This window comes from Roseospirillum parvum (assembly GCF_900100455.1).
Lineage (GTDB): Bacteria > Pseudomonadota > Alphaproteobacteria > Rhodospirillales > Rhodospirillaceae > Roseospirillum > Roseospirillum parvum.
Genome location: NZ_FNCV01000001.1, coordinates 631,479 through 656,114 on the forward strand (window position 1 = coordinate 631,479; position 24,636 = coordinate 656,114).

The following is a 24,636-nucleotide window of genomic DNA, read 5'->3' on the forward strand; positions in this document are numbered from 1 at the left end:
GCTTGGGGGCCGGCCACCGTCCCCGGTGGCGCCTCTGGCCCCTTTGTCCTTTCGTTCAGGAAAGCAGCCGCCCCCCATGAAGTTCTTCATCGATACCGCCGAGGTGGACGAGGTCGCCAAACTGGCCGAGGCCGGCCTGGTCGACGGCGTGACCACCAACCCCAGCCTGGTCGCCAAGGCCGGGCGCGATTTCGCCACCGTGATCGCCGAGATGTGCCGGCTGACCAGCGGCCCGGTCAGCGCCGAGGTGGCGGCCACCGAGCGCGACGCCATGCTGAGGGAAGCCGACGCCCTGCGCCGCATCGCCGACAACGTGTGCATCAAGCTGCCGCTGACCCCGGATGGTCTGGCCGCCGCCCGCCGGCTCTCGGCCGAGGGCACCATGACCAACCTCACCCTGTGCTTTTCCGCCGCCCAGGCGCTGCTCGCCGCCAAGGCGGGGGCCACCTTCGTGTCGCCTTTCGTCGGCCGGCTGGACGACATCGGCCACGACGGCATGGAGCTGATCGCCGACATGGTCACCATCTTCGGCAACTATCCGGTGCTGGAGACCCAGGTGCTGGTCGCCTCGGTGCGCCATCCGGGCCACCTTTTGGACGCGGCGCGCCTGGGCGCCGACGTCGCCACCGTGCCGCCCAAGGTGGTCTGGCAGTTGTTCCACCATCCCCTGACCGACAAGGGGCTGGCCACCTTCCTGGCCGACTGGCAGGCCAGCGGCCAGCGCATCCCGGAGACCCCGGCGTGAGCCAGGAAGCAGATCCCATCGACGGCCCGGACGAGGCCGCCGTCGCCCACTGGCTGCGCAGCCATCCGGAGGCCCTGGGCCGCCTGCTGGCCGGCGACCCGGCGCTGATCGACGCCCTGCTCAACGCCCCCGATCCGGCCCCGCCGCCGGCCCAGGGCAAGGTGGTCAGCCTGCAACCCTTCCTGATGTCGCGCCTGCGCCGCGAGATGGCCGACCTCAAGGCCAGCACCGAGGATCTGATCCACACCAGCCGGGCCAACCTGTCGATCCAGGGGCGCACCCACGAGGCGGCGCTGGCCCTGCTCGACGCCGCCGAGCTGCCGGCCCTGGCCGACACCCTGGCCGAGCGCCTGCCCCTGATCCTCGAGTTGGATGCCTGCGTGCTGTGCCTGGAAACCGGCCCGCGCGTGCTGAGCGAGGCGGTGCGCACCCAGGTCACCAATCTGCCCCAGGGCACGGTCGACGTGATCCTGGGCCCCGGGCGCGACGTCTTGCTGCGTGAAAAGGTCGAGGGCGGGGTCAACCTTTACGGCCCGGCGGCCGGGCTGGTCTGTTCCGACGCCCTGGTCCGCCTGCGCCCGCCCGCCCTCGATGGCACGCCGATGCCGACCGGCCTGCTGGCGCTGGGCTCCAGGGTCGAAGGCACCTTCAGCCCCGGTCAGGGGGTGGAACTGCTGACCTTCCTCGCCGCCGTGCTGGCCCGGGTGACGGGTCGCCTGATCAGCCCGCTGCTGAGGCCGCCGCTGCCGCCGTTGTCCGACGGGGAGGACTGATGGCCGCCGGGGCGCCGGGCAAGGACCCGCTGGCCGGCATCCACTTTCCGGCCGCCCCCGACCTGGCGCCGGCGATCAACGCCTGGGCCGGCTGGCTGGCCGCCGAACGCCGCGTCTCGCCGCACACGCTGTCGGCCTACGGGCGCGACCTTTCGGCCTTCCTGGGCTTTCTGGTCGAGCATCTGGGCCAGCCCCCGGGGGTGGCCGAGCTGGCCGCCCTCAAGCCGGCCGACCTCAGGGCCTTTCTGGCGGCGCGCGCCGGGCAGGGGCTGGCGCGGACCTCGCAGGCCCGGGCGATGAGCACCCTGCGCGGCTTTTTCCGTCATCTCGAACGCCAGGGGGTGGTCAGCAACCCGGCCCTGGCCACGGTGCGCTCGCCGCGCCGCCCCTCGAGCCTGCCCCGCCCGCTGGAGGAGGCCGAGGCCCTTGAGACCCTGAGCGCCGCTGGCGAGTTGCAGGACGAGCCGTGGCTGGCGGCGCGCGACATCGCCCTGTTCACCCTGCTCTACGGGGCCGGCCTGCGGCTCGGCGAGGCGCTGGCCCTGAATGTCGGCCAGCGGCCCGGCGGCGACAGCATGGTGATCACCGGCAAGGGCGGCCGGCAGCGTCTGGTGCCCATCCTGCCGGTGGTCCGCGAGGCCATCGCGGCCTATCTGGCGGCCTGCCCGTTCGCGCTGGGGGCCGATGATCCGCTGTTCGTCGGCAAGCGGGGCGGGCGGCTCAATCCCGGCGTGGTGCAACGCCAGATGCGGCGCCTGAGGGCCCTGCTCGGGTTGCCGGAAAGCGCCACCCCCCATGCCTTGCGGCATTCCTTCGCCACCCACCTGCTGGCCCGGGGCGGCGATTTGAGGACAATCCAGGAGCTGCTCGGCCACGCCTCGCTGACCACCACCCAGCGCTATACCCAGGTCGATGGCAGCCAGCTCAGCGCGGTGTACGCGCGGACTCATCCTCGGGCCGGTGGTCCGGCTCGGGATGATCGGGATGGGTGATGTCGATGGATTCGCGCACCCCGTGGGGCAGGCGGTGCTTGATCCCCTCCAGGGCGCGGCAGAAGGCCGGCCAGTTGCGCCGCGCCCAGCGCACCGCCTGGCGCACGGCCAGGGAGTCGCGGGCCAGCAGGTAGACCGCGAAGGCCATCACGAAAATGCCGATGGGGATCGGCGTCGGGGTGATGATCGCCCCGACCACCAGCAGCACCCAGCCCAGGACCGCCCGCCCGAAGCGGTTGCCGAACGGTCGTTTCAGACCCGGGTCGTCCATCTCATTCAGCGCTCCCTGGGGGGTGTCATCACACCCCCGTGCCACACACCCCCGTAACATGGCGCCCCGGGCGGTTTTGGCAAGTGATTGCTGTTTGCCCGCCCCGCCCCGCTTCAGTACAGGCCGCCGGCCTGGGGGGCGGAGGGCGAGGTGGGTTGAAGGGGGGGCGCCGGTCGGGTCGCCGGCTGGGACACGGTGCCCTCGCGCCCCTCCGGCGGCGTGAAGGACGGCACCCCGGGGGCGGCCCGCTCGGGCAGCTCCCGGGCTGGCTGGGCATAGGCCGGGAGGTGGTCGATCGGGCGACCGGTCGGGTCGGGCGGCGCCTGACCGGGCTTGAAGGCTTCCAGGATGACCCGCTCGTCGCCCCGCCGGGCCCGCGCCCCGGTTTCGTGGTTGATGCGGATCAGGCGGATGCCCTCGGGCACGCGGAACGGCGTCGGCGGGGCGTTGGCCAGGGCCTCTTCCATGAAATCCTTGAAGATCGGCCCGGCAACCCGCGAGCCGGCCTCGCGCGGGCCCAGGGTCGCCGGTTCGTCGAAGCCGGTGTAGACGCCCACCGCGAGGTCGGGCGAGAAGCCGACGAACCACGCATCGCGGTACTCGTTGGTGGTCCCGGTCTTGCCGGCCAGCGGCTTGCCGACGGCGGCGATGCGCTGCCCGGTGCCGTACTTCACCACGCCTTCCAGGATGGAAACCATCTGATAGGCGCTCAACGGATCGGCGACGCGCGGCCGGGTGTCGGGGATGGCCGGCATGTCCTGGCCGGTCCAGAAGACGCCGGCGCAGCCGTCGCAGGGCCGGGTGTCGTGGCGGAAGATGGTCGCCCCGGTGCGGTCCTGGATGCGGTCGACCAGGGTCGGGGTGATCTTCTTGCCACCGTTGACCAGCATCCCGTAGGCGGCGGTCAGGTCGAGCACGGTGGTCTCGCCGGCGCCCAGGGCCATCGACAGCACCTGGGGCAGGTTGTCGTTGATGCCGAAGCGCCTGGCGGTGTCGGCGATGACCGGCATGCCGATCTGCTGGGCCAGCCGCACGGTCATCAGGTTGCGCGACTTCTCGACCCCCCGGCGCAGCGTGGTCGGGCCCAGGAAGTCGTTGGTGTAGTTGGCCGGCTTCCATTTGGGCAGGCCGGGGCCCTGGTCGATGACGATGGGGCCGTCGATCACCTTGTCGGTCGGCGCGTAGCCCTGCTCCAGGGCGGCCAGATAGATGAACGGCTTGAAGGCCGAGCCCGGCTGACGCTGGGCCTGGGTGGCGCGGTTGAACTCGCTGCGCTTCTGCGAGAAGCCGCCGACCATGGCCAGCACGCGGCCGGTGTGCGGGTCGAGCGCCACCAGCGCCCCCTCGATGGCCGGCAACTGGCGCAGGGCGACGGTGCCCTCGGGGTAGTCGCCGGTGACCCGCTGGTTGTCCTTCACGTAGCTGTAGGAGGTGACCGGTTCGACCGCCACCACGTCGCCCACCGCCAGCACGTCCGAGGCCACGTTGACCGCCGGGCCGAGGCGCTGCTCCTGGCGCCACGGGCGGGCCCACAGCAACTCGCGGAAGGGCAGGTTGGCGGTGCCGCCGTCGGCCAGACCCACCGTCACGTCGCCGCGCCCCACCTTCAGCACCACCGCCAGACGCCATGTGGCGGGCAGGTCCTCGGGCCCCGGCACGGCGGCCAGGGCGGGTTGCCAGGCGGTGGGCGCGGCCTCCTCGGCCACGTCGAGGCGGGCCAGCGGACCGCGCCAGCCGTGGCGCCGGTCATAGGTGATCAGCCCGTCGCGCAGCACCCGGGTGGCGATTTCCTGAAGCCGCGGTTCCAGGGTGGTGCGCACCGCCAGCCCGCCCTTGTAAAGGGCGTCCTCGCCGTAGCGGTCGACCAGTTCGCGGCGCACCTCCTCGGCGAAGTAGGCCCCGGCATCGACGAAGGTGGGGTCGAGGCTCTGCTCGACCACCAGCGGCTCGGCGCGCGCCGCCGCCGCTTCCTCGGCGCCCAGGCGGCCATCCTCCAGCAGGCGGCCGATGACCCAGTTGCGGCGCGCCACCGCGGCCTCGGGCTTGCGGAACGGGTGGTAGTTGTTGGGCGCCTTGGGCAGGGCGGCCAGATAGGCCGCCTCGGCCACCGTCAACTCGTCGAGCGACTTGTTGAAGTAGTTCATGGCCGCCGCTGCCACGCCGTAGGACTCGAAGCCCAGATAGATCTCGTTCAGGTAAAGCTCGAGGATCTGGTCCTTGCTGTAGGCGCGCTCGATGCGCAGCGCCAGGATCGCCTCCTTGATCTTGCGCTCGATCGACACCTCGTTGGTCAACAGGAAGTTCTTGGCCACCTGCTGGGTGATGGTCGAGGCGCCCTCGGGCCGCCGCCCGCTGCCGATGTTGCGCAGATTGGTGACCACGGCGCGGGCCAGCCCCTGCGGATCGACCCCGACATGGCGATAGAAGTTCTGGTCCTCGGCCGAGATGAAGGCATCCTTGACCAACTCGGGGATGGCGTTGATGGGCACGAAGACGCGCTTCTCGACGGCGTACTCGGTGATCAGCTGGCCGTTGCCGGCGTAGATGCGGGTCATCACCGCCGGTTCGTATTCGGACAGCCGGCGGTAGTCCGGCAGGTCGCGGCCGAAATGGTGGAAGATGAACAGCCCGCCGGCCAGGGCGCCGATCAGGCCCAGGAAGACCAGGTTGAAGAAGACGATCAGCAGTCCGCCCAGCACGCCCCGCCGGCGCGGCCGGCGGGGTTCCCGGCGCGGCGGGCGGGGCTCCGGGCGAAGCTCCTCGCGGGCCTCGCTGGGGGCCTTCGGGCGGGGGGGCGGGGGCGCTTTCTTGCGCGGCCGGTCCGAGCTCATGGAGGGACGGTCTTGCCTTGTGCGATGAGGCCGGGGGACGCGGTCGGACCGCGCCCCCGGGGGGGGCGTTTGCAGAGGGTGAGCCTTGTTCTACAGGCTAATCATGGCGGAGTTAAGGACGGAGCGCACGCCGCTTGGGGCACGGTGGCATTCATTTGGTCCCAATGAATGCACCCTAGAGCCGAGAGCGAAAAATCGGAACCACCAAGTGGTTCCGATTTTTCGCTCAGATCTGCTCTAGGGCCGGAAGGCTTTCTGATCCTGGGTGAAGTAGCGGTCGACGGTGGCCACCACGGCTTCCATCAGGCGCTTGCGGTAGGCGGCGGTGCGCAGCTTGCGCTCTTCCTCGCGGTTGGACAGGTAGCCCATCTCGAGCAGCACCGAGGGGACGTCCGGCGATTTCAGCACGGCGAACCCGGCGAAGCGGTGGGTGCGCCGCAGCAACTGGAAATCGCGCGACAGCGAATCGACCAGCTTGGCGGCCAGGCGGGCCGACAGGTTCATGGTTTCGCGCTGGGCCAGGTCGATCAGGATGTCGGTGACCTCGGGCGATTCATGGCTGAAGTCCATGCCGCTGATGATGTCGGCCTTGTTCTCGGCCTCGGCCAGGGCGGCGGCCTCGGCGTCGGAGGCGTCTTCCGACAGGGTGTAGACCGACAGCCCGCGTACCCCGGTGTTCTTGATTGAATCGGCGTGCAGCGAGATGAACAGGTCGGCCCCGGCGTGGCGGGCGATGGCGATGCGCTGGCGCAGGCGCACCGACATGTCGCGGTCGCGGGTCAGCACCACCTTGTAGCGCCCGGTCGCCTCCAGCAGTTGGCGCAACTGGCGGGCGGCGGCCAGGGTGATCTCTTTCTCGTGGATGCCGCTGACCCCGATCGCCCCGGGATCGACCCCGCCGTGCCCGGGGTCGAGCGCGATGATCGGTTTGCCGCCCGCGCCGCGCTGGCGCGGGTCGGGCGTGCCCTCAAGCAGCGGCTCGGGCTTGGGCGCGCTGTAGGCACCGACCCGCTTGCCCGGGCCGGCGCCGGCCAGGAAGGCGTTGCGCCCGGTGGCCGCCAGATCGATGACCAGCCGCCAGGGGTGGCCGTCGCGCGGCGACAGGGTGAACACCTTCAGGACCTCGGCCGGTTCCTTGAGGTCGAGCACCATGCGCGACTGGCCGGGGTTGAACAGGCCGTAGCGGACCTGCTCGACCAGCCCGCGGGCCTGGGTGTGCGGGTCGAGGGGGGCGAAGTCCACCTCCGGCAGGTCGACCACCACGCGATAGGGGTCGGCCAGGGTGAACAGCGAGAAATCAACCCCCGCCCCCAGCTCGACCACGAAGCGGGTGAACCCCTGGTGGCTGCCGAAGCGCATGCCCAGGGCCTCGACCGCCGCCCAGGCGGCCCCCGGTTGGCACAGCGCAAGGCCGGCCGCCGCCCCGCCCAGCAGCAGGGCGCGCCGGCTCGGCCCGGGAGGCGCCACTTCGTCCGGACGCAAGGAACCGGCGCCGACAGATCCCGTGGCGGGGGATCCCGTGGTCGGGTGGGGCGCCTCGTTGCGCGGCGCGGGGTTGCGCGGCGTGGGATGGCGGGTGCGTGGCCTCATCGACGGGGCCCTCTGCTCCAGGCCCGGGGGGTGGGCGGTTCTGATCCCGGACGCGGCGGCCGCTCGGCCACCCGGGCCGGTGCCGGGGCGGGGCGCCGGGGCCCGGCGCCTGGGCGGCACCTGGGCTCGGCACCTGGGCTCGGTAGCGGGACGGCCCCCAACGGGGAGGGCGAAAAAGGGGGGCCGGGCAGCCTGGGACGAGGTCACTATGCCAGCACCGCGACTCGGCACGCAACCTGTATTTTCCAACCCCGACGCGGGGTTGCCGGAGGTTTTCGTGCGGGGGGCTTCCTGCGAGCCCGTCGAAACAGCCCGGGGCGGGTTTTTTCGAGTCCGTCGAAACAGCCCGAGGCGGGCTTTTTCGAGTCCGTCGAAACAGCCCGGGGCGGGCTTTTTCGAGTCCGTCAAAGCAGCCGGGGACGGGCTCCTTTCGAGCCCGTCAAAACAGCCGGGGACGGGCTCCTTTCGAGCCCGTCAAAACAGCCGGGGACGGGCTCCTTTCGAGCCCGTCAAAACAGCCATTGTGGGTCCGCTCGGCGCACGCTATCTTGAGCCAGCGAGAGTCCGCCGAGCCTGACCGGCCCGGCCCTGGTTTGCGCCGATGGCAACTGTGGCGTGGGTCAATGGCTGGGGTATCGCCTCGGGGTTGCGGAGCCCGTTCGGCAAGGTTGCCGGCGTTTTGGATCCCGGGATGGGCCGGCCGCGTGCCGCCATCCCAGATGCTGGGCCTCGGATGCGTTGCCGGATGTGCCGCCCGCGTTGACGCGGCGGTCCGGGGTGGCGATCCGCCACCGATCCGGTTTGCCGCCGACCCGGTTTGCCGCCGACTGGTTGGGGGACCGACTGGTTGGGAGACCGCCCGGTTCGCCGACGCCCCCCTTCGGGCGGCCGGGACAGATCCCGGGACTCCCAGGGACCAGCCGCCGACGGCTCTGGTTTCAACCCGGGTGGTCACGGCACGGGTGGTTGCGCCTCGGGCCCTGGTTCGACTTTCGCCCGCCGGTTGTTGTTCCCACGATCCTTGGGGCCCGGCCGAAGCTTGATGTCCCGGCCCCCGGTGCCCCGCAAGGCGGCACGGCGAAGGCCCTTCTGTTCACCTTATTTCGCGGTCCGCGAGGCACGCCCCTTCATGTCCGTCCGAACCCTCCCTTCCGTTTCGCGCCACCGGCCCCTGGGGCCGCTGGTTTGCGCGAACCCGGCCGGGCAAGGTGTCGTGGCAGGGCCGATGCGGGGCACGGACCACCCCCTCAACCAATCCCCCTATCGTGTCGCCCGAACCGCTGCCAGGCGCCCACGCGCCGGCGGCCGGGATCGCGACGCGCATCCCAGGAGTTCACACCTGTATGGCCAAGCGCATGTTGATCGATGCGACGCACACGGAAGAGACCCGTGTCGTCGTCATGGACGGAACCCGTCTTGAAGAGTTTGATGTCGAAACCAGTACCAAGAAGCAGTTAAAGGGAAACATCTATCTGGCAAAAGTGGTCCGCGTGGAGCCGTCGCTCCAGGCCGCGTTTGTTGATTACGGCGGGAACCGCCACGGTTTCCTGGCATTCAGTGAAATTCATCCCGACTACTACCAGATTCCGGTCGCCGACCGCGAGGCGCTGAAGCGCCAGCACGAAGCCGAGGCCCGGGCCGTCGATGACGACGACCTCGATGGTGATGGCAACGGCGAACAGGTCGAGGTGCTGGAAGGCACCGACGCGGTCGAGGAAGCTGCCGATCGCCCGCGCGTCAAGCCGATGCGCGACTACAAGATCCAGGAAGTCATCAAGCGCCGCCAGATCATCCTGGTCCAGGTGGTCAAGGAGGAGCGCGGCACCAAGGGCGCGGCGCTCACCACCTACCTGTCGCTGGCCGGGCGCTACTGCGTGCTGATGCCCAACACCGGGCGCGGTGGCGGGGTCAGCCGCAAGATCACCAGCGGCACCGACCGCCGTCGCCTGAAGGCGATCATGAACGAGATGGACGTGCCGCGCGGCATGGCGGTGATCCTGCGCACGGCGGGCTCGGAGCGCTCCAAGGCCGAGATTCGGCGCGACTACGACTATCTGATGCGGACCTGGAACCAGATCCGCGAGACCACCCTTCAGTCCATCGCGCCGGCGCTGATCCACGAGGAAGCCAACCTCATCCGGCGGGCCATCCGCGACATCTACTCCAGCGACATCGAGGAGGTCCTGGTCGAAGGCGAGGCCGGCTACCGGCTGGCCAAGGACTTCATGAAGACCCTGACCCCGAGCCACGCCAAGAAGGTCCAGCCCTACCGCGACGAAACCATGCCGCTGCTCCACCGCTTCCAGGTGGACAGCCAGCTTGATTCCATGCACAGCCCGACCGTGGGCCTGAGGTCCGGCGGCTCGATCGTCATCAACCAGACCGAGGCGCTGGTCGCCATCGACGTCAACTCCGGGCGCTCCACCAAGGAACGCCACATCGAGGAAACGGCCTACAAGACCAACCTCGAGGCGGCCGAGGAGGTGGCCCGCCAGTTGCGCCTGCGCGATCTGGCCGGGCTGATCGTCATCGACTTCATCGACATGGACGAGGCGCGCAACAACACGGCCGTCGAACGGCGCCTGAAAGAGGCCCTGAAGAACGACCGGGCGCGCATCCAGGTGGGCCGCATCTCGGCCTTCGGGCTGCTTGAGTTGTCGCGTCAGCGGCTGCGTCCCAGCCTGATGGAGACCTCCTTCCAGCCCTGTCCGCACTGCCGGGGCACCGGCCATGTGCGCTCGGTGGAAAGCACCTCCATCCAGATGCTGCGCGTGCTGGAAGAGGAAGGCGTGCGCGGCCGCAGCAGCGAGGTCACCCTGTCGGTGGCCACCCCGGTGGCGCTGTACCTGCTCAACCACAAGCGGCCGGCCATCGTTCAACTGGAACAGCGCTACGGTCTGTCGGTGATGATCATGGGTGACGACAGCCTGATCGTCCCCGATTACCGGCTGGATCGGGTCCGCCTCGGCGAAGGGGTCGAGGAACCGGCGGCGGTGGTCGAGAAACCCCGCCCGCCGCGCGAGGACAGCGAGGATGACGACGACAACCGCAAGGCCGCCGGCGGCAGCAGCAAGCGCCGTCGCCGCAAGCGCAAGCCGCGCGGCGAGAACGGCGAGGCCGCCGACAGCGATCCGCAAAGCGCCGCCGAGGACGACGGCGCCGAGAGCGCCGACAATGGCGACGGGGGCGAGAGCGGCGAGGAGTCCGAGGGCACCAGCCGCAAGCGGCGCTCGCGTCGGGGCGGCCGCCGCAACCGCCGCAAGCCGGCCGGCGAGGGCGTCGATGCCCAGGCCGAGACGGAGGGCGCGTCCGACGAGTCCGAGGACACCGTGACCTCCGGTGAAACCGACGCCGACAGCGACGAGGCGGCCGATGGCGACATCAGCGCCCCACGCTCGCGGCGCACCCGGCGTCGCAAGCCGGCCGCCGCCGCGCGATCCGATGGCGAGGCCGATGGCGAGGCCGATGGCGAGGCCGAGGGGGAGGCCGGGCCGGAAAATGGTGCCGACGAAAGCGGTGCCGACGAAAGCGGTTCCGACGATGCCGAGGCGGCGCCCAAGCGGCGCTCCCGCCGACGCTCGCCCAAGGCCAAGGAGGCGGAGGCCGACAGCAACGCCGATCAGGCTGAAACCGAAGGCGCCGGGGCCGATGAGGCCGAGGTCAAGCCGGCCCGGCGCCGCCCCCGGCGCAGTCGGGCCAAGGCGGAGACCGCGCCGACGGTGACGTCCGAGCCCGCCGACGAGGCCAGCGAGGGGGCGCCGGAAACCGACGCCGAGGCCGCCCCGCCGGCCGATCAAGCAACGGGTGAGGCGCCGGTTGCCGAGGCGCGGGCGGTCGAGGAGACTCCGGACGAGCAAGTTCCGGCCGAGCAAGTTCCGGACGAGCAAGCTCCGGCCGAGGACACGCCCGCCCCGGAAACCGCCGCCGAGCCCAACCCCCACGAGGTGGTCATCACCGCCGACGACAGCCAGCCCTCGCGGCGCGGCTGGTGGCGGCGTCTGGGCGGCTGACCACCGAGCCGTCTTGAAATCATCGGCGGAGGGGGGCTACAACCCGCCTCCGCCGTTTCTTTCCCCACCAACCCCAAGCAGGAGTCGACATGCGCGCCGAGATCGAAACGCTCGCCGGGCAGATTCGCCAGTCGATCGCACTGCTGAGGAGGCATCTTTGACTGGGACAGTGCCCTCCTCAGACTGGACGAACTGAACGCCGAGGCGGAAAACCCCGAGCTCTGGAACGATCCCGCCAAGGCCCAGAAGGTGATGCGCGAGCGCACCCATCTGGAAGGCGCCATCAAGGCCTGCCAGCGCCTGGACCAGGGCCTGGAGGACGCCCTCACCCTGATCGAACTGGGCGAGGCCGAGGACGACGCCGACAGCGTCGCCGAGGGCGAGGCGGCGCTTGATGGCCTGAAAGGCGAAGCCCGACGCATGGAGCTGGAAAGCCTGCTTTCCGGCGAGGCCGACGCCAACGACTGCTACCTCGAAGTCCACGCCGGGGCCGGCGGCACCGAAGCCCAGGACTGGGCCGAGATGCTGCTGCGCATGTACACCCGCTGGGCCGAGCGCAAGGGCTACAAGGTCGAGTACGTGGAAGAAAGCGCCGGCGAGGAAGCCGGCCTGAAGTCGGCCACCATCCGGGTCAACGGCCACAACGCCTATGGCTGGCTGAAGACGGAAAGCGGCGTCCACCGGCTGGTCCGCATTTCGCCCTACGACAGCGCGGCCCGGCGGCACACCTCGTTCACCTCGGTCTGGGTCTTCCCGGTGATCGACGACAGCATCGACATCGACATCCAGGAAAAGGACTGCCGGGTCGACACCTACCGCAGCCAGGGGGCCGGCGGCCAGCACGTCAACACCACCGATTCGGCGGTCCGCATCACCCACCAGCCGACCGGCATCGTGGTCCAGTGCCAAAGCGAGCGCAGCCAGATCCAGAACCGCGCCAAGGCCTGGGACATGCTGCGCGCCCGCCTCTACGAACGGGAACTGCAACGCCGCGAGGAAGCCGCCCAGGCCGAAGCCGACAGCAAGACCGACATCGGCTGGGGCCACCAGATCCGTTCCTACGTCCTGCAACCCTACCAGATGGTCAAGGACCTGCGGACCTCGGTGGAAACCTCCGACCCGCAAAGGGTGCTCGACGGCGACCTCGACCCCTTCATGTCGGCCGCCCTGGCCGCCCGCGTCGAAGCCCAGAACGCCGCCGCGGAAAGCTGACCCCGGCAGCCGAGGCCGGGGCACCGCGCCCGACGGCAAAGGGGACGCGCCCCCTTGGACCCCACCGGGGAGGCCCCAGAGGCCGCCCCGGGCGGCCACGGATCGACGCGACAGGACGGCCGGGGGCACCCCCCCCCCATCGGCGGGATGTCAGCGTGTTTGGACGGCCAAACCGTCCAATCCAGGGGGCGGTCCCTCAGGGGCATGGTTGAAGACCAGAATTTGCGGCATATTGGGCGCATGGAAGACCTCCAGCGAACGATCCGCCTGCTCTACACCGGTCAAAGCCAGCGCGCCCGGAGGTTCCGCCACGGGCTGATCGCTTTCGACGCGCTGACCATCATCTATTTCATCGCGACACCGGTCATGCCGGCGATGCCGGCCATCGTCGGACTGAACACGCTGGTCGGTTTGCTCATTCTTTTGGACCTCACGGCGCGCCTCTGGATTGCCGCGAGCCGTCGCCGGGAGTTGACGCGCCTCACCACGCTGGCCGATGTGGTGGTCGTGGCGTCCCTGCTGGTGGCCCCCCTGTTTACCGACGACTTCGCCTTCCTGGGCGTGCTGCGGGGGCTGCGGCTGGTCCACGCCTACCGCCTGCTGAGCGACCTGCGCCGCGAGAGCCTGTTCTTCCGCCGGCACGAGGACGCCATCCTGGCCGCCGTGAACCTGTTCGTCTTCATCTTCCTGACCACGTCGTTCGTCTTCGTATTGGCCTTCGATGAAGCCGCTGGCGCCGCCAGCTACATCGACGCGCTCTATTTCACGGTGGCGACGCTGACCACCACGGGGTTCGGCGACATCACCATGACCACGCCGGGCGGGAAGCTGCTCTCCGTGTTCATCATGGTGGTCGGCGTGGCGCTCTTCGTGCAGCTTGCGCGGGCCATCTTCCAGCCGTCCAAGATCAAGTACAAATGCCCGCACTGCGCCCTGAGCCGGCACGAACCGGACGCGATTCACTGCAAGCACTGCGGCGAGCCGCTGAAAATCGAAACGGAAGGGGATGCCGGGGCCTGAGCGCGCCGCCCCGGCCCGGTCATCGGGCCCCGAGCCACCCTTCCCGGGCCGGATGGCCCGGGGCAACCGGGAAGACGAGACGTGTCCGAAAAAGCCCAGGCCAACCAAGACGAAGACCAGCAGGTCGAGGAATACTCCAAGGCCCCGAGCTCGGTCATCTACGAGGCCATCCGCCGCGAGGGCGAGCACGAGCTGTCGCGCTCGACAAGCGCGCTCTGGTGGTCGGGCGTGGCGGCGGGGCTGGCGATCAGCACGTCGGTGCTGGCCGAAGGGTTCCTGGCCGCGATCCTGCCCCATGCCGAGTGGACGCCGGCCATCACCAATCTCGGCTACACGGTGGGCTTCCTGATTGTCATCCTGGGGCGCATGCAGCTGTTCACCGAAAACACGATCCTGCCGATCCTGCCCTTGTTCCTCTCGCCAACACGGTCGAACTTCGTGCAGACGGCGCGGCTGTGGGGGATCGTGTTCGCGGCCAATCTGGTCGGCTGTCTCGCCGCCGCGCTGGTCCTGGTGCACGGCAACATCCTGCCCGCCGAGCGCTTCGCGGGCGTCCTGGCCATCTCGCGCCACTACGCCGAGGCAACCTCTGTCGAGCACTTCGCCTGGGCTGTCCCGGCGGGTTTCCTGATCGCCGCGCTGGTGTGGATCCTGCCGCGCATGGAAAGCGCGGGCGAGGTGCTGATGATCGTGATCGTCACCTACATCATCGGCCTTGGCGGCATGTCGCATGTGGTGGCCGGCTCGACCGAACTGTTCGTGCTGGTCTTCACGGGCGAGCTCGGCCTTGCCACGGCGCTGTTCGGCTGCATCCTTCCGGCCCTCGCCGGCAACGTGCTGGGCGGAACGGGCATCTTCGCGGCGCTGACCTACGCCCAGGTGCGCGAGGAAATCTGAGCGCGGAAGGGTCTTTGTCTGAACCGCACCGGGGTGTCCGTGGAATCCGATGTCCGGAGATCTTGCCCGTGGGGGGCACGCTTGTGAGCCCGTCTGCGGAGCGGGCCCCACGGATGAGCGGTCGTCGGGGTCGGGTCCGGGGGGAGGTTTCGTGATGGGGCGTCTGGTGATGGGTTTTCTGCTGGCGGCGGGGTTGGGGTATGCCCTGGTGGTGGCCGGGATGTATCTGGCCCAGCGGCGCTTTCAGTATCATCCCGGGCCGCCGGCCGGGTCGCCCTCGGCGGCGGGATTGGATGATGGGGTGGCCGAGGTCCGTTTCGGGACCGAGGACGGCGAAACGCTGGCCGGCTGGTTCGCGCCGCCCGGGCGGGCCGGGGCGCCGACGGTGGTCTATTTCCATGGCAACGCCGGCAATCTGGACTGGCTGGCCGACAAGGCGCGGCACTTTCGCAAGGCCGGATTGGGCATCCTGTTCTTCGACTGGCGCGGCTTCGGGGCGAGCAGCGGCCGGCCCACGGAACAGGGGCTGTATGCCGATGGCCGGGCGGCGTTGGCCTTTCTGGCCGGGCAGGGGATCGCCCGGGCGGATCAGGTGTTCTACGGCGAATCCCTGGGTACTGGCGTGGCCACGTTGATGGCGGCGGAGGCGGCCGGGGCCGGCGCGCCGCCGCGCGCGGTGGTGCTGGAGGCGCCGTTCACCTCGGCGGTGGCGGTGGGGGCCAAGGTCTATCCCTGGCTGCCGGTGGGCTGGCTGATGCACGACCGCTACCCCTCGCTTGGGCGCATCGACCGCCTGGGGGCGCCGCTGCTGATCCTGCACGGCGAGGCGGACTCGCTGATCCCGGTGTCCCACGGCCGCACCCTGCTGGCCGCCGCCGCCGAGCCCAAGGCGGGGTGGTTCGCGCCGGCGGGCGAGCATGCCGACCTGTGGGACCATGGGGCCGGCGAGGCGGTGCTCGACTGGCTGCGGGGGCTTGAGCGGTAGGACGGTTTTCCAATGCCCGCCGGCGGTGTACTCTTGGCGCCCCGTAACCCCGTTTTTCCTGGTTTCATGCGCTTCGACAAGACCTCCTCCGCCGGCTATCTGGCCAACCACATGGCGCGTCTGTTCGCGCAGGGGCTGCATCGCCGGGTGGCCCCGCTGGGGTTGGCGCCGGCCCAGTTCATGACGCTGCTGGAGCTGTGGGCCGAGGACGGCCTGACCCAGAAGCAACTGGTCGCCCGGCTCGACGTGGAGCAGGCGACCATGGCCAACACCCTGGCCCGCATGGAGCGCGACGGGTTGATCACCCGCACCCCCGATCCCCACGACGCCCGGGCCCGCCGCATCTGGCTGACCGCCCGGGCGCGCGACCTTGAACACCCCGCCACCGTCGCCGCCCGGGCCGAGAACGAGGCCGCCCTGGCCCCGCTGTCGGACGCCGAGCGGGAGGTCTTTCTCGGCCTCATGCGGCGGGTCATAAACGGCCTGCGCCAGGGGTAGGGGCGGGCCGACAACCAACAGGGAGGCTCGATCATGACCGTTCACCGCGTTGCCGTGGCCCAGGCGGCGTCCATCCCCGATGATCCGGCGGCCACCGCCGCCAAGGCGGCCGATCTGGTGCGCCGGGCGGCCGGGCAGGGGGTGGAGCTGCTGGTTTTCCCGGAGGCCTTCATCGGCGGCTACCCCAAGGGGGCCTCGTTCGGCGCTCCGGTGGGGATGCGCAAGCCGGAAGGGCGTGAGGCCTTCAAGGACTATCACAAGGCGGCGGTCGACCTGGACGGCCCGGAAATCGCCACCCTGGCCGAGGCCTGCGCCGAGAGCGGGCTGTTCGTGGTGGTCGGGGTGATCGAGCGCGACCGGGGCACCCTTTACTGCACCGCGCTTTTCCTCGATGGCGCCAAGGGTGTGGTCGGCAAGCACCGCAAGCTGATGCCGACCGCCGCCGAACGGCTGATCTGGGGGTTCGGCGACGGCTCCACCCTGCCGGTGTTCGACACCCCGCTGGGCCGGGTCGGGGCGGTCATCTGCTGGGAGAACTACATGCCCATGCTGCGCATGCACATGTACGCCCAGGGCATCAACATCTACTGTGCCCCCACCGCCGACGACCGCGACACCTGGCTGCCCTCCATGCGCCATGTCGCCCTGGAGGGGCGCTGCTTCGTCCTTACCTGTTGCCAGTACATCACCCGGGGGGCCTATCCGGCGGGCCATGAATCGGCCCTGGGCGATGACCCCAAGACGGTGCTGATGCGCGGCGGCAGCGCCATTGTCGATCCCCTGGGGCAGGTCCTGGCAGGGCCCGACTTCGAGGGCGAGACGCTGCTGGTGGCCGACATCGACAGCGAGCAGATCGCGCGCGGCAAGTACGACTTCGACGCCAGCGGCCACTACGCCCGGCCCGACATTTTCCAGCTTACCGTGGACACCCGCGCCAAGCCGGCGGTGCGCACGGTGGAGGACGCATGAGCCCCCTGGGAGCCATCTCAAGCCCCATCCTGGTCAGCGGGGCGAGCGGCTTCGTCGGCGCGGCGGTGGTGCGCCGGCTGCGCGCCCGGGGGCGTCTGGTCCGGGTGCTGGTCCGCCCCGGGGCGCGGCGCGACAACATTCCCCAAGGCGTCGAGGTGGCCGAGGGCGACCTCACCGACCCGGCCTCCCTCAAGCGGGCCTGCCAGGGCATCGGCGGGTTGTTCCATGTCGCCGCCGACTACCGCCTGTGGGTGCCCGATCCGGCCCCCATGTTCGCCGCCAACGTGGCCGGCAGTCTGGCCATCCTGCGCGCCGCCGCCGAGGCCGGGGCAGTGCGTCTGGTCCACACCAGCAGCGTGGCGGTGCTGAAAGCCTTCGCCGACGGTCGGGTGGCCGACGAGGAAACCCCGGTCACGGCGGCCGAGATGATCGGCCCCTACAAGCTGTCCAAGTTCCGGGCCGAGGAGGGGGTGCGCGAGCTGGCCGAGGGTGAGGGGCTGCCGGTGGTCATCGTCAACCCGTCGACTCCGGTCGGTCCGGGCGACATCCGCCCCACGCCCACCGGGCGGGTGATCCTGGACGCGGCGCGCGGCCGGATGCCGGCCTTTGTCGATACCGGCCTCAACGTGGCCCATGTGGACGACGTGGCCGAGGGTCACCTGCTGGCCTTCGAGAAGGGGCAGGTGGGGCGGCGCTACATCCTGGGCGGCGACGACCTGCCGCTGAAGGATATCCTGGCCCGGGCGGCGGCGGCGGCCGGGCGCCCGGCTCCCCGGGTGCGGCTGCCGGTGGGGGCGGTGGTGCCGGTGGCGGTGGCGGCCGAGGCCTGGGCCCGGCTGACCGGCAAGGCGCCGCTGGCCACCCTGGACGAACTGCGCATGGCCAGAAAGCGGATGTATTTCTCCTCGGCCCGGGCCGAGGCGGAGTTGGGTTATGTCCACCGCCCGGCCACCGTCGCCATCGACGACGCGGTGGCCTGGTTCGCGGCGCGCGGTGCCCTGAAAACCGGGAAACCTTGACCGGAGGCGCCTCCCGGGCGGATCATTCAGCACGATCCAACGGGGGAGGCGGGTGATGGCGGGCAGTCCGGGGCGCGGAAACCAGGCCCGACGCCGCTGGCGCCACCTTCTGGTGATGGGCCTTTTGGCCCTGCTGCTGGCGGCCCCCCAGGTGATGCCGCCGGCCCCGCTGGCCCAGCTCAAGGACCGCCTGTTCGACACCTACCAGCGCTGGCAGCCGCGCCCTTATGTGGCGGCGCCGGTGCGCATCGTTGCCCTGGATGACGCCAGCCTGGCCCGCCTCGGCCAGTGGCCGTGGCCGCGCACCCGGGTTGCCGAGCTGGTCGCCCGGCTGGCCCAGGCCGGGGCCGCCACCATCGCCTTCGACGTGGTCTTCGCCGAGCCCGACCGCACCGCCCCGGCGGCGCTGCTCGACGATTGGCCGCTGAGCCCCGAGCAGAAGGCGCTGCTGGCCGACCTGCCCGATCCCGACGCCGTGCTGGCCCAGGTGCTCGGCGCCGTGCCGACGGTGCTCGGCTATGCCGCCACCGATGATGCCGCCGACCAGCCGCCGGCCCTGCCCTCGCGCATCGTCCGTCTTGGGGAGGCGGGCCCCCGACTGGCCGCCTACGCTGGCGCCGTCTCCCCCCTGCCGGTGCTGGCCGGGGCGGCGCCCGGGCTGGGTTTCCTCAACTTCCAGGCGATCGGCGACGGGGTGGTGCGCCGGGTGCCGCTGATGCTGGAGATCGCCGGCCGCCCGGCCCCCTCGCTGGTGGTGGAAACCCTGCGCGTCGCCCAGGGCACCCCCAACCTGATGCTGGGTGCCGAGCCCGAGGGCGGGGTGGCGGCGCTGCGGGTGGGCGGCCTCGACCTGACCGACGACCTGACCCTGACCCGCCGGGTGTGGATGAGCCCGCCGCGCGACGACCGCTATCTGCCGGCCTGGACGGTGCTCGACGGCAGCGCCCCGGGCGAGGCGCTGGCCGGGCATCTGGTGCTGATCGGGGCTACCGCCCAGGGCCTGAAGGATTTGCGCCTGTCGCCGCTGGGCGATGTCATTCCGGGGGTGGAGATCCATGCCCAGTTGCTGGAATCCATCCTCAACGACCAGCATCTGGTCCGCCCCGTCTGGGCGCCCCCCCTGGAAGCCGCCGCCACCGTGTTGGGCGGGGCGGCGGTGGGGGCCGGGGTGATCGCCCTGCCGGTGCTGGCGGCGGCCGGGCTGGCCGTGCTGGTGGCCGGATTGCTGGCCGGCGCCGGGGCCTACCTGTACGCCGGTGGCGCCCTGCTGGTCGACGGGGCGACGCCGGGGCTGGCGGTGCTCGGGGTGTTCGCCGTCGGCTCGGTGCTGGCCCATCTGGCGGCGCGCCGCGACGAGCGCTTCCTGAAGGAGGCCTTCAAGAGCTACGTGTCGCCCAATCTGGTCGAGCATCTGGTACGCCACCCCGACGCCCTGGCCCTGGGTGGCGAGCGCCGGGTCTGTTCGTTCGTCTTCACCGATCTGGCCGGCTTCACCAGCCTGATGGAAAGCATGGACCCGGGGCGGGCGGTCAGCCTGCTCAACGCCTACCTGGACCGCATGATCGCCATCGCCTTCGAGCATGAGGGGACGCTGGACCGTATCGTCGGCGACGCCGTGGCGATCCTCTTCTCGGCCCCCCTGGAACAGCCCGACCACGCCCCGCGCGCGGTCGCCTGCGCCCTGGCCATGGACCGCTTCGCCACCGCCTACGCGGCCGAGGTGCGGGCCCGCGGCGAGGCCTTCGGGGACACCCGCATCGGGGTCCATTCGGGCGAGGTGATCATCGGCAACTTCGGCGGCGGCACGGTGTTCGACTACCGGGCCCTGGGCGACCCGGTGAACACCGCCTCGCGCCTGGAGGGGGCCAACAAGCACCTGGGCACCCGGCTGTGCGTCAGCGGGGCCACCGTCGCGTTGTGCCCGGACTTCATCGGCCGGCCCATCGCCGAGCTGATGCTGAAGGGCAAAAGCCTGCCCATCGAGGCCTTCCAGCCGCTGTCCGCCGAGCAGGCCGACGATCCGGCCATCCGCCACTACCAGAAGGCCTACCGGGCCCTGGCCGCCGGCGACCGGGCGCGGGCCAGCCACCTGTTCGACGAACTGGCGGTCACCCGGCCCGACGACCCGCTGATCAGCCTGCACCGCCGGCGCCTGGCCGAGGGCGCCGACGATACCCGTTTCACCCTGCCCGGGAAGTGAGCCTCCCCGGCGCCGGGCGCCGGATCAGGCCAGCCGGCGCTTTTCCTCGTCGCCCTTGCGGGTGGTCGGGATGTCCAGCTTGTCCAGCATCTCCTTGGGCACCACCTGCCAGAAGTGGCCCACCTCGCGCTCCCAGTTGACCAGGATGCGCTCGGCGTGGCGGCTGTGGGTCTCGGTGGCGTGCTGGCGGATCAGGCTTTGCAGCTTGTGCTCCCAGTAGTCCACCTCGACCCGCTGCATGACCACGTTGTCCGGGTTGACCCGGTGCTCGAAGGTGCCGTCGCGGTCGTGGATGAAGGCCATGCCGCCGGTCATGCCGGCCCCGAAGTTGGAGCCCACCGGGCCGAGGATGACGGCGGTGCCGCCGGTCATGTACTCGCAGCCGTTGGAGCCGCAGCCCTCGACCACCACCTCGGCGCCCGAGTTGCGCACCGCGAAGCGCTCGCCGGCCTGACCGGCGGCGAACAGCTTGCCGCTGGTGGCGCCGTAGAGCACGGTGTTGCCGATGATGGTGTTGGTCGACGAGTTGAGCGGGCTCGAGACCGCCGGGCGGATGACGATGGTGCCGCCGGACAGCCCCTTGCCCACATAGTCGTTGGCGTCGCCCAGCACCTCGAGCTTCAGGCCGCGCACCGCGAAGGCGCCCAGCGACTGGCCGGCCGAGCCGCGCAGGCGCACGGTGATGTGGCCCGGCTGCAGGCCGTCCTCGCCATAGCGGGTGACGATGTGGTGGGTCAGCCGGGTGCCCACGGCGCGATGCGTGTTGCGCACGTTGTAGGTGAGCTGCATCTTCTCGCCGTCCTCGAGCGCCGGGCGGGCGTCGTGGACCATCTGGGCGTCGAGGCTGTCGGCCACCTCGTTGCGCCCTTGAAGCTGGCAGGTGATGGGCAGGCCGCCGCTGTCCGGGGTGACCAGCAGCGGGTTGAGGTCGAGGTCGTCCAGATGCGGCGCGCCACGGCTGACCTGGTGCAGAAGGTCGGTCCGCCCGATCACCTCCTCGAGCCGCGAGAAGCCCAGGCTGGCCAGGATCTCGCGCACTTCCTCGGCGACGAAGGTGAACAGGTTGACCACCCGCTCCGGGGTGCCGGTGAACTTGGCGCGCAGCTCGGCGTCCTGGGTGCAGACGCCGACCGGGCAGGTGTTGGAATGGCACTGGCGGACCATGATGCAGCCCATGGCGATCAGGCTGGTCGTGCCCATGCCGTATTCCTCGGCCCCCAGCATGGCGGCGATGACCACGTCGCGGCCCGACTTCAGGCCGCCGTCGGTGCGCAGGGTGACGCGGTGGCGGAGGCGGTTCAGGGTCAGCACCTGATGCACTTCCGACAGGCCCATCTCCCAGGGCAGGCCGGCGTACTTGATGGAGGTCTGCGGGCTCGCTCCGGTGCCGCCCGAGTGCCCGGAAATCAGGATCACGTCGGCATGGGCCTTGGCCACCCCGGCGGCGATGGTGCCGATGCCGGTGCGCGCCACCAGCTTCACGCAGACCTTGGCCTTGGGGTTGATCTGCTTCAGGTCGTAGATCAGCTGGGCCAGATCCTCGATCGAATAGATGTCGTGGTGCGGCGGCGGGCTGATCAGGGTGACGCCGGGCGTGGAGTGCCTGAGCTTGGCGATCATCTCGGTCACCTTGAAGCCGGGCAGCTGCCCGCCCTCGCCGGGCTTGGCGCCCTGGGCCACCTTGATCTCGATCTCGCGGCACTGGTTGAGGTAGCCGGCCCGCACGCCGAAGCGCCCGGAGGCCACCTGCTTGATGGCGCTGTTGGCGTTGTCGCCGTTGGCGAAGGGCTTGTAGCGCTCGGGCACCTCGCCGCCCTCGCCGCTGTCCGACTTGGCGCCGATGCGGTTCATGGCGATGTTCAGCGTGCCGTGGGCCTCCGGCGACAGGGCGCCGAGCGACATCGCCGGGGTGACGAAGCGCTTCCTGATCTCGGTGATGCTCTCGACCTCTTCCATCGGCGTCGGCCCTTCGGCCCGCTTGAAGTCGAGCAGATCGCGCAGATTGATCGGCGGCAGCTGCTCCAGGCCCTCGGTATAGGCCTTGTAGGTGCGATAGCTTTCCTCGCGCACCGCCCGTTGCAGGGTGTGGATCAACTCGCCGTCGAACTGGTGCGGCTCGCCGGAGTGGCGGCGCACCCGATAGGCACCACCCACCGGCAGGGTCACCGCGCCGGCGTGGAAGGCGGCGTGGTGGCGCTCCTCGACCTTCTTCTGGATGCCGGTCAGGCCGATGCCCGAGATGCGCGAGGTCATGCCGGGGAAGAACGACCCGACCAGCGAGCGCGACAGGCCCACCGCCTCGAAGTTGTAGCCGCCGCGATAGCTGGAAATGACGGCAATGCCCATCTTCGACATGATCTTGAGCAGGCCGTCACCGATCGCCTTCTGGAAGCGGGCGACGCACTCGGTCAGCGGCATCTCGCCGAACAGGCCCCGGCGGTGGCGGTCGGCGATGGCTTCCTCGGCCAGATAGGCGTTGACGGTGGTCGTGCCGACCCCGATCAGCACGGCGAAGTAGTGGGTGTCCAGGCACTCGCCGCTTTGCACGTTGATCGAGGTGAAGGTGCGCAGCTGCTGGCGGATCAGGTGGCTGTGCACGCCGCCGGCGGCGAGGATCATGGGCACCGGGGCGCGCTCGGGACCGACCGCCTTGTCGGACAGGATCAGGTGGGTGCGGCCGCCGCGCACGGCGTCCTCGGCCTGGCGCTGGATGCGCGACAGGGCCTCGCGCAGGGCGTTGTCGCTGCCCGGGGCGAAGGTGCAGTCGATCTCGGCCGAGGTGTCGCCCATGTAGGTGCGCATGGCGGCGAACTCGGCGTTGGACAGCACCGGGCTTTCAAGCTGCAACAGGTTGCACTGCTCGGCCTCCTCGACCAGCACGTTGCCCAGGTTGCCGAGCCGCGTGTTGAGGCTCATCACCCGGCGCTCGCGCAAGGAGTCGATGGGCGGGTTGGTGACCTGGCTGAAGTTCTGGCGGAAGAAGTGGTGCAGGCCCCGATAGTGGTCCGAGAGCACGGCCAGCGGCGTGTCGTCGCCCATCGAGCCGGTGGCTTCCTTGGCCTCGTCGATCATCGGGCCGAGGATCAGCTCCATGTCTTCCATGGTCAGGCCGAACAGGGCCTGACGGCGCACCATCTCGGCCGTTTCCATGTCGCCGGAGCGGGCCTGGTTGGACTGGATCAGGCTGTCCAGCTGCTTGATGTTCTTGACCCAGTCGCCGAACGGCTGGCTGCCGGCCAGCATGTCCTTCACTTCGCAGTCGTGCAGGAAGCGGCCGCTGTCCAGATCGATGGCGATGATCTCGCCGGGGCCGACGCGGCCCTTCTCCTGGACCTCGGATTCGGACAGCCGGACCATGCCGGTCTCCGAGCCGACGATGATCAGGTCGTTGTCGGTCACCGTGAAGCGCATCGGGCGAAGGCCGTTGCGGTCCATGCCGGCGATCACCCAGCGGCCGTCGGTGGCGCACACCGCGGCCGGACCGTCCCAGGGCTCCATCACCGCGTTGCAGTAGGCGAACAGGTTGCGGTGGGCCTCGGGCATGGTGGTGTTCTGGCCCAGGCTTTCGGGGATCATCAGCGCCTTGACCATGGGCGCCGGGCGGCCGGCCCGGACCAGGATCTCGAACACCGCGTCAAGCGCCGCCGAATCGCTGCTGCCGCGCTCGACCACCGGCTTCAGGTCCTCCATGTAGGGGTCCAACTCGGGGCAGCCCATGCGCGTTTCGTGGGCCATCATCCAGTTGGTGTTGCCCATCAGGGTGTTGATCTCGCCGTTGTGGGCCAGCATGCGGAACGGCTGGGCCAGCCGCCAGGTGGGGAAGGTGTTGGTGGAATAGCGCTGGTGATAGATGGCGAAACGGCTGACGAACCGGTCGTCCAAAAGGTCGGGGTAGAAGGTGGTCAGCTGCTCGGCCAGGAACATGCCCTTGTAGATGATCGAGCGGCACGACAGCGAACAGATGTAGAAGTCGGTGATGCCCTCGCGCGCCACCTGACGCTCGATGCGCCGACGGATCACGTAGAGGTGGTTCTCGAAGGTGGTCTGGTCGACGTCCTTCGAGTTGGCGATCATGATCTGCTCGATCTCGGGCCGGGTGGCGTTGGCCTTCTCGCCGATCACCGAGATGTCCACCGGCACCTGACGCCAGCCGTAGATGGTGTAGCCGAAGCGCAGGATTTCGCTTTCCACCACGCAGCGGCAGCGCTCCTGGGCCTCGAAATCGTTCTTGGGCAGGAACACCATGCCCACCGCCAGATCACCCTCGGCCGGGGTGTGGCCGGTCAGGATGACGTGTTCCTTGAAGAAGTCCTGCGGGATCTCGATGTGGATGCCGGCCCCATCGCCGGTCTTGCCGTCGGCGTCCACGGCGCCGCGGTGGAACAGCACCGACAGCGCCTCCACGCCGGCGGTGACCACGTCGCGGCGCGGCTTGCCATTCAGCGCGGCGACCAGACCGACGCCGCAGGCATCGTGCTCGTCGGCCGGGTTGTAGGCATTAAGCGCGGTCAGGCGCGCGGCCTCGGCCTGGCGCACGGCGATGTCCTCGGCGGCCGTGCGCGGGGCGGCGAGGGAGACGGGAGGGGCGATGGGATGGTCGGTCATGGTGATGGGTCGCTTTTCG

General features: G+C 70.3%; 16 protein-coding genes. 12 read left to right on the plus strand and 4 right to left on the minus strand.

Annotation, left to right across the window (positions count from 1 at the left end):
* Positions 1–76: 76 nt before the first annotated feature.
* Genes fsa through BLR95_RS02670 form a run of 3 tightly spaced genes read left to right on the plus strand, consistent with a single transcriptional unit; the run spans position 77 to position 2,510 of the window.
* Positions 77–745: a fructose-6-phosphate aldolase gene (fsa, locus tag BLR95_RS02660; RefSeq protein ID WP_092614959.1), complete on the plus strand. Its 669-nt coding sequence runs from the start codon at positions 77–79 to the stop codon at positions 743–745.
* Positions 742–1,518, plus strand: coding sequence for a DUF484 family protein (locus tag BLR95_RS02665; RefSeq protein WP_176787551.1), 777 nt, complete (start codon positions 742–744; stop codon positions 1,516–1,518). Before fsa ends, BLR95_RS02665 begins: the two co-directional genes overlap by 4 nt.
* Positions 1,518–2,510: a tyrosine recombinase XerC gene (locus tag BLR95_RS02670; RefSeq protein ID WP_092614965.1), complete on the plus strand. Its 993-nt coding sequence runs from the start codon at positions 1,518–1,520 to the stop codon at positions 2,508–2,510. Before BLR95_RS02665 ends, BLR95_RS02670 begins: the two co-directional genes overlap by 1 nt.
* On the opposite strand, the gene BLR95_RS02675 is transcribed toward BLR95_RS02670, so the two are convergent.
* From BLR95_RS02675 to BLR95_RS02685, 3 genes are all read right to left on the minus strand, one after another.
* On the minus strand, positions 2,443–2,781 hold the full coding sequence (locus BLR95_RS02675; RefSeq protein WP_092614968.1) for a PGPGW domain-containing protein: 339 nt from the start codon (positions 2,779–2,781) through the stop codon (positions 2,443–2,445). The two genes, BLR95_RS02670 and BLR95_RS02675, sit on opposite strands and share 68 nt — an antisense overlap.
* A gap of 113 nt (positions 2,782–2,894) precedes the next feature.
* Positions 2,895–5,612 (minus strand): penicillin-binding protein 1A, encoded by a 2,718-nt coding sequence (locus tag BLR95_RS02680; protein ID WP_092614971.1) that lies wholly within the window; start codon positions 5,610–5,612, stop codon positions 2,895–2,897.
* Between the two features lie 237 nt (positions 5,613–5,849).
* Positions 5,850–7,094 carry an N-acetylmuramoyl-L-alanine amidase gene (locus BLR95_RS02685; RefSeq protein ID WP_245689190.1) on the minus strand — a complete coding sequence of 415 codons (1,245 nt, stop codon included), beginning with the start codon at positions 7,092–7,094 and terminating at the stop codon, positions 5,850–5,852.
* A 1,451-nt stretch (positions 7,095–8,545) separates the two neighbouring features.
* On the opposite strand from BLR95_RS02685, the gene BLR95_RS02690 reads away from it, so the two are divergent.
* The 9 genes from BLR95_RS02690 to BLR95_RS02730 all read left to right on the plus strand — a co-directional run bounded on the left by BLR95_RS02690 (position 8,546) and on the right by BLR95_RS02730 (position 20,012).
* The gene (locus BLR95_RS02690) at positions 8,546–11,212 is read left to right on the plus strand and encodes a ribonuclease E/G (RefSeq protein ID WP_092614974.1); all 2,667 of its coding nucleotides are present in this window, start codon (positions 8,546–8,548) and stop codon (positions 11,210–11,212) included.
* Positions 11,213–11,301: 89 nt separating this feature from the next.
* Positions 11,302–12,424 (plus strand): peptide chain release factor 2 gene (gene prfB, locus BLR95_RS02695; protein ID WP_143130916.1). Its coding sequence is split into 2 segments (ribosomal slippage): positions 11,302–11,370 and positions 11,372–12,424, totalling 1,122 coding nucleotides; the frame shifts between segments, so codons are not numbered across the junction.
* 204 nt (positions 12,425–12,628) lie between these two features.
* Positions 12,629–13,444 carry a potassium channel family protein gene (locus tag BLR95_RS02700; RefSeq protein ID WP_218119455.1) on the plus strand — a complete coding sequence of 272 codons (816 nt, stop codon included), beginning with the start codon at positions 12,629–12,631 and terminating at the stop codon, positions 13,442–13,444.
* An 81-nt stretch (positions 13,445–13,525) separates the two neighbouring features.
* The gene (locus tag BLR95_RS02705; RefSeq protein ID WP_218119456.1) at positions 13,526–14,341 is read left to right on the plus strand and encodes a formate/nitrite transporter family protein; all 816 of its coding nucleotides are present in this window, start codon (positions 13,526–13,528) and stop codon (positions 14,339–14,341) included.
* A 154-nt stretch (positions 14,342–14,495) separates the two neighbouring features.
* Positions 14,496–15,326, plus strand: a complete 831-nt coding sequence (locus BLR95_RS02710) for an alpha/beta hydrolase (RefSeq protein ID WP_245689192.1) — start codon at positions 14,496–14,498, stop codon at positions 15,324–15,326.
* 66 nt (positions 15,327–15,392) lie between these two features.
* Positions 15,393–15,824, plus strand: a complete 432-nt coding sequence (locus BLR95_RS02715) for a MarR family winged helix-turn-helix transcriptional regulator (RefSeq protein ID WP_092614983.1) — start codon at positions 15,393–15,395, stop codon at positions 15,822–15,824.
* 33 nt (positions 15,825–15,857) lie between these two features.
* Entirely contained in the window at positions 15,858–16,793 is a 936-nt protein-coding gene (locus tag BLR95_RS02720) for a carbon-nitrogen hydrolase family protein (RefSeq protein WP_092614985.1), read from the plus strand.
* Positions 16,790–17,812, plus strand: coding sequence for a hopanoid-associated sugar epimerase (hpnA, locus tag BLR95_RS02725; protein ID WP_092614988.1), 1,023 nt, complete (start codon positions 16,790–16,792; stop codon positions 17,810–17,812). The genes BLR95_RS02720 and hpnA overlap by 4 nt, the downstream gene beginning before the upstream one ends.
* A 55-nt stretch (positions 17,813–17,867) precedes the next feature.
* Positions 17,868–20,012 (plus strand): CHASE2 domain-containing protein, encoded by a 2,145-nt coding sequence (locus BLR95_RS02730; RefSeq protein ID WP_092614991.1) that lies wholly within the window; start codon positions 17,868–17,870, stop codon positions 20,010–20,012.
* Between the two features lie 24 nt (positions 20,013–20,036).
* Here the strand turns inward: BLR95_RS02730 and gltB are convergent, their stop codons facing one another.
* Positions 20,037–24,617: a glutamate synthase large subunit gene (gene gltB / locus BLR95_RS02735; protein WP_092614994.1), complete on the minus strand. Its 4,581-nt coding sequence runs from the start codon at positions 24,615–24,617 to the stop codon at positions 20,037–20,039.
* Positions 24,618–24,636 lie beyond the last annotated feature (19 nt).

Coding starts and splice junctions, on each gene's coding strand:
- hpnA (WP_092614988.1), top strand. CDS start 16,790: ATGAGCCCCCTGGGAGCCATCTCAAGCCCCATCCTGGTCAGCGGGGCG.
- BLR95_RS02715 (WP_092614983.1), top strand. CDS start 15,393: ATGCGCTTCGACAAGACCTCCTCCGCCGGCTATCTGGCCAACCACATG.
- BLR95_RS02680 (WP_092614971.1), bottom strand. CDS start 5,612: ATGAGCTCGGACCGGCCGCGCAAGAAAGCGCCCCCGCCCCCCCGCCCG.
- BLR95_RS02720 (WP_092614985.1), top strand. CDS start 15,858: ATGACCGTTCACCGCGTTGCCGTGGCCCAGGCGGCGTCCATCCCCGAT.
- fsa (WP_092614959.1), top strand. CDS start 77: ATGAAGTTCTTCATCGATACCGCCGAGGTGGACGAGGTCGCCAAACTG.
- BLR95_RS02690 (WP_092614974.1), top strand. CDS start 8,546: ATGGCCAAGCGCATGTTGATCGATGCGACGCACACGGAAGAGACCCGT.
- gltB (WP_092614994.1), bottom strand. CDS start 24,617: ATGACCGACCATCCCATCGCCCCTCCCGTCTCCCTCGCCGCCCCGCGC.
- BLR95_RS02730 (WP_092614991.1), top strand. CDS start 17,868: ATGGCGGGCAGTCCGGGGCGCGGAAACCAGGCCCGACGCCGCTGGCGC.
- BLR95_RS02700 (WP_218119455.1), top strand. CDS start 12,629: ATGGTTGAAGACCAGAATTTGCGGCATATTGGGCGCATGGAAGACCTC.
- BLR95_RS02675 (WP_092614968.1), bottom strand. CDS start 2,781: ATGGACGACCCGGGTCTGAAACGACCGTTCGGCAACCGCTTCGGGCGG.
- BLR95_RS02670 (WP_092614965.1), top strand. CDS start 1,518: ATGGCCGCCGGGGCGCCGGGCAAGGACCCGCTGGCCGGCATCCACTTT.
- BLR95_RS02710 (WP_245689192.1), top strand. CDS start 14,496: ATGGGGCGTCTGGTGATGGGTTTTCTGCTGGCGGCGGGGTTGGGGTAT.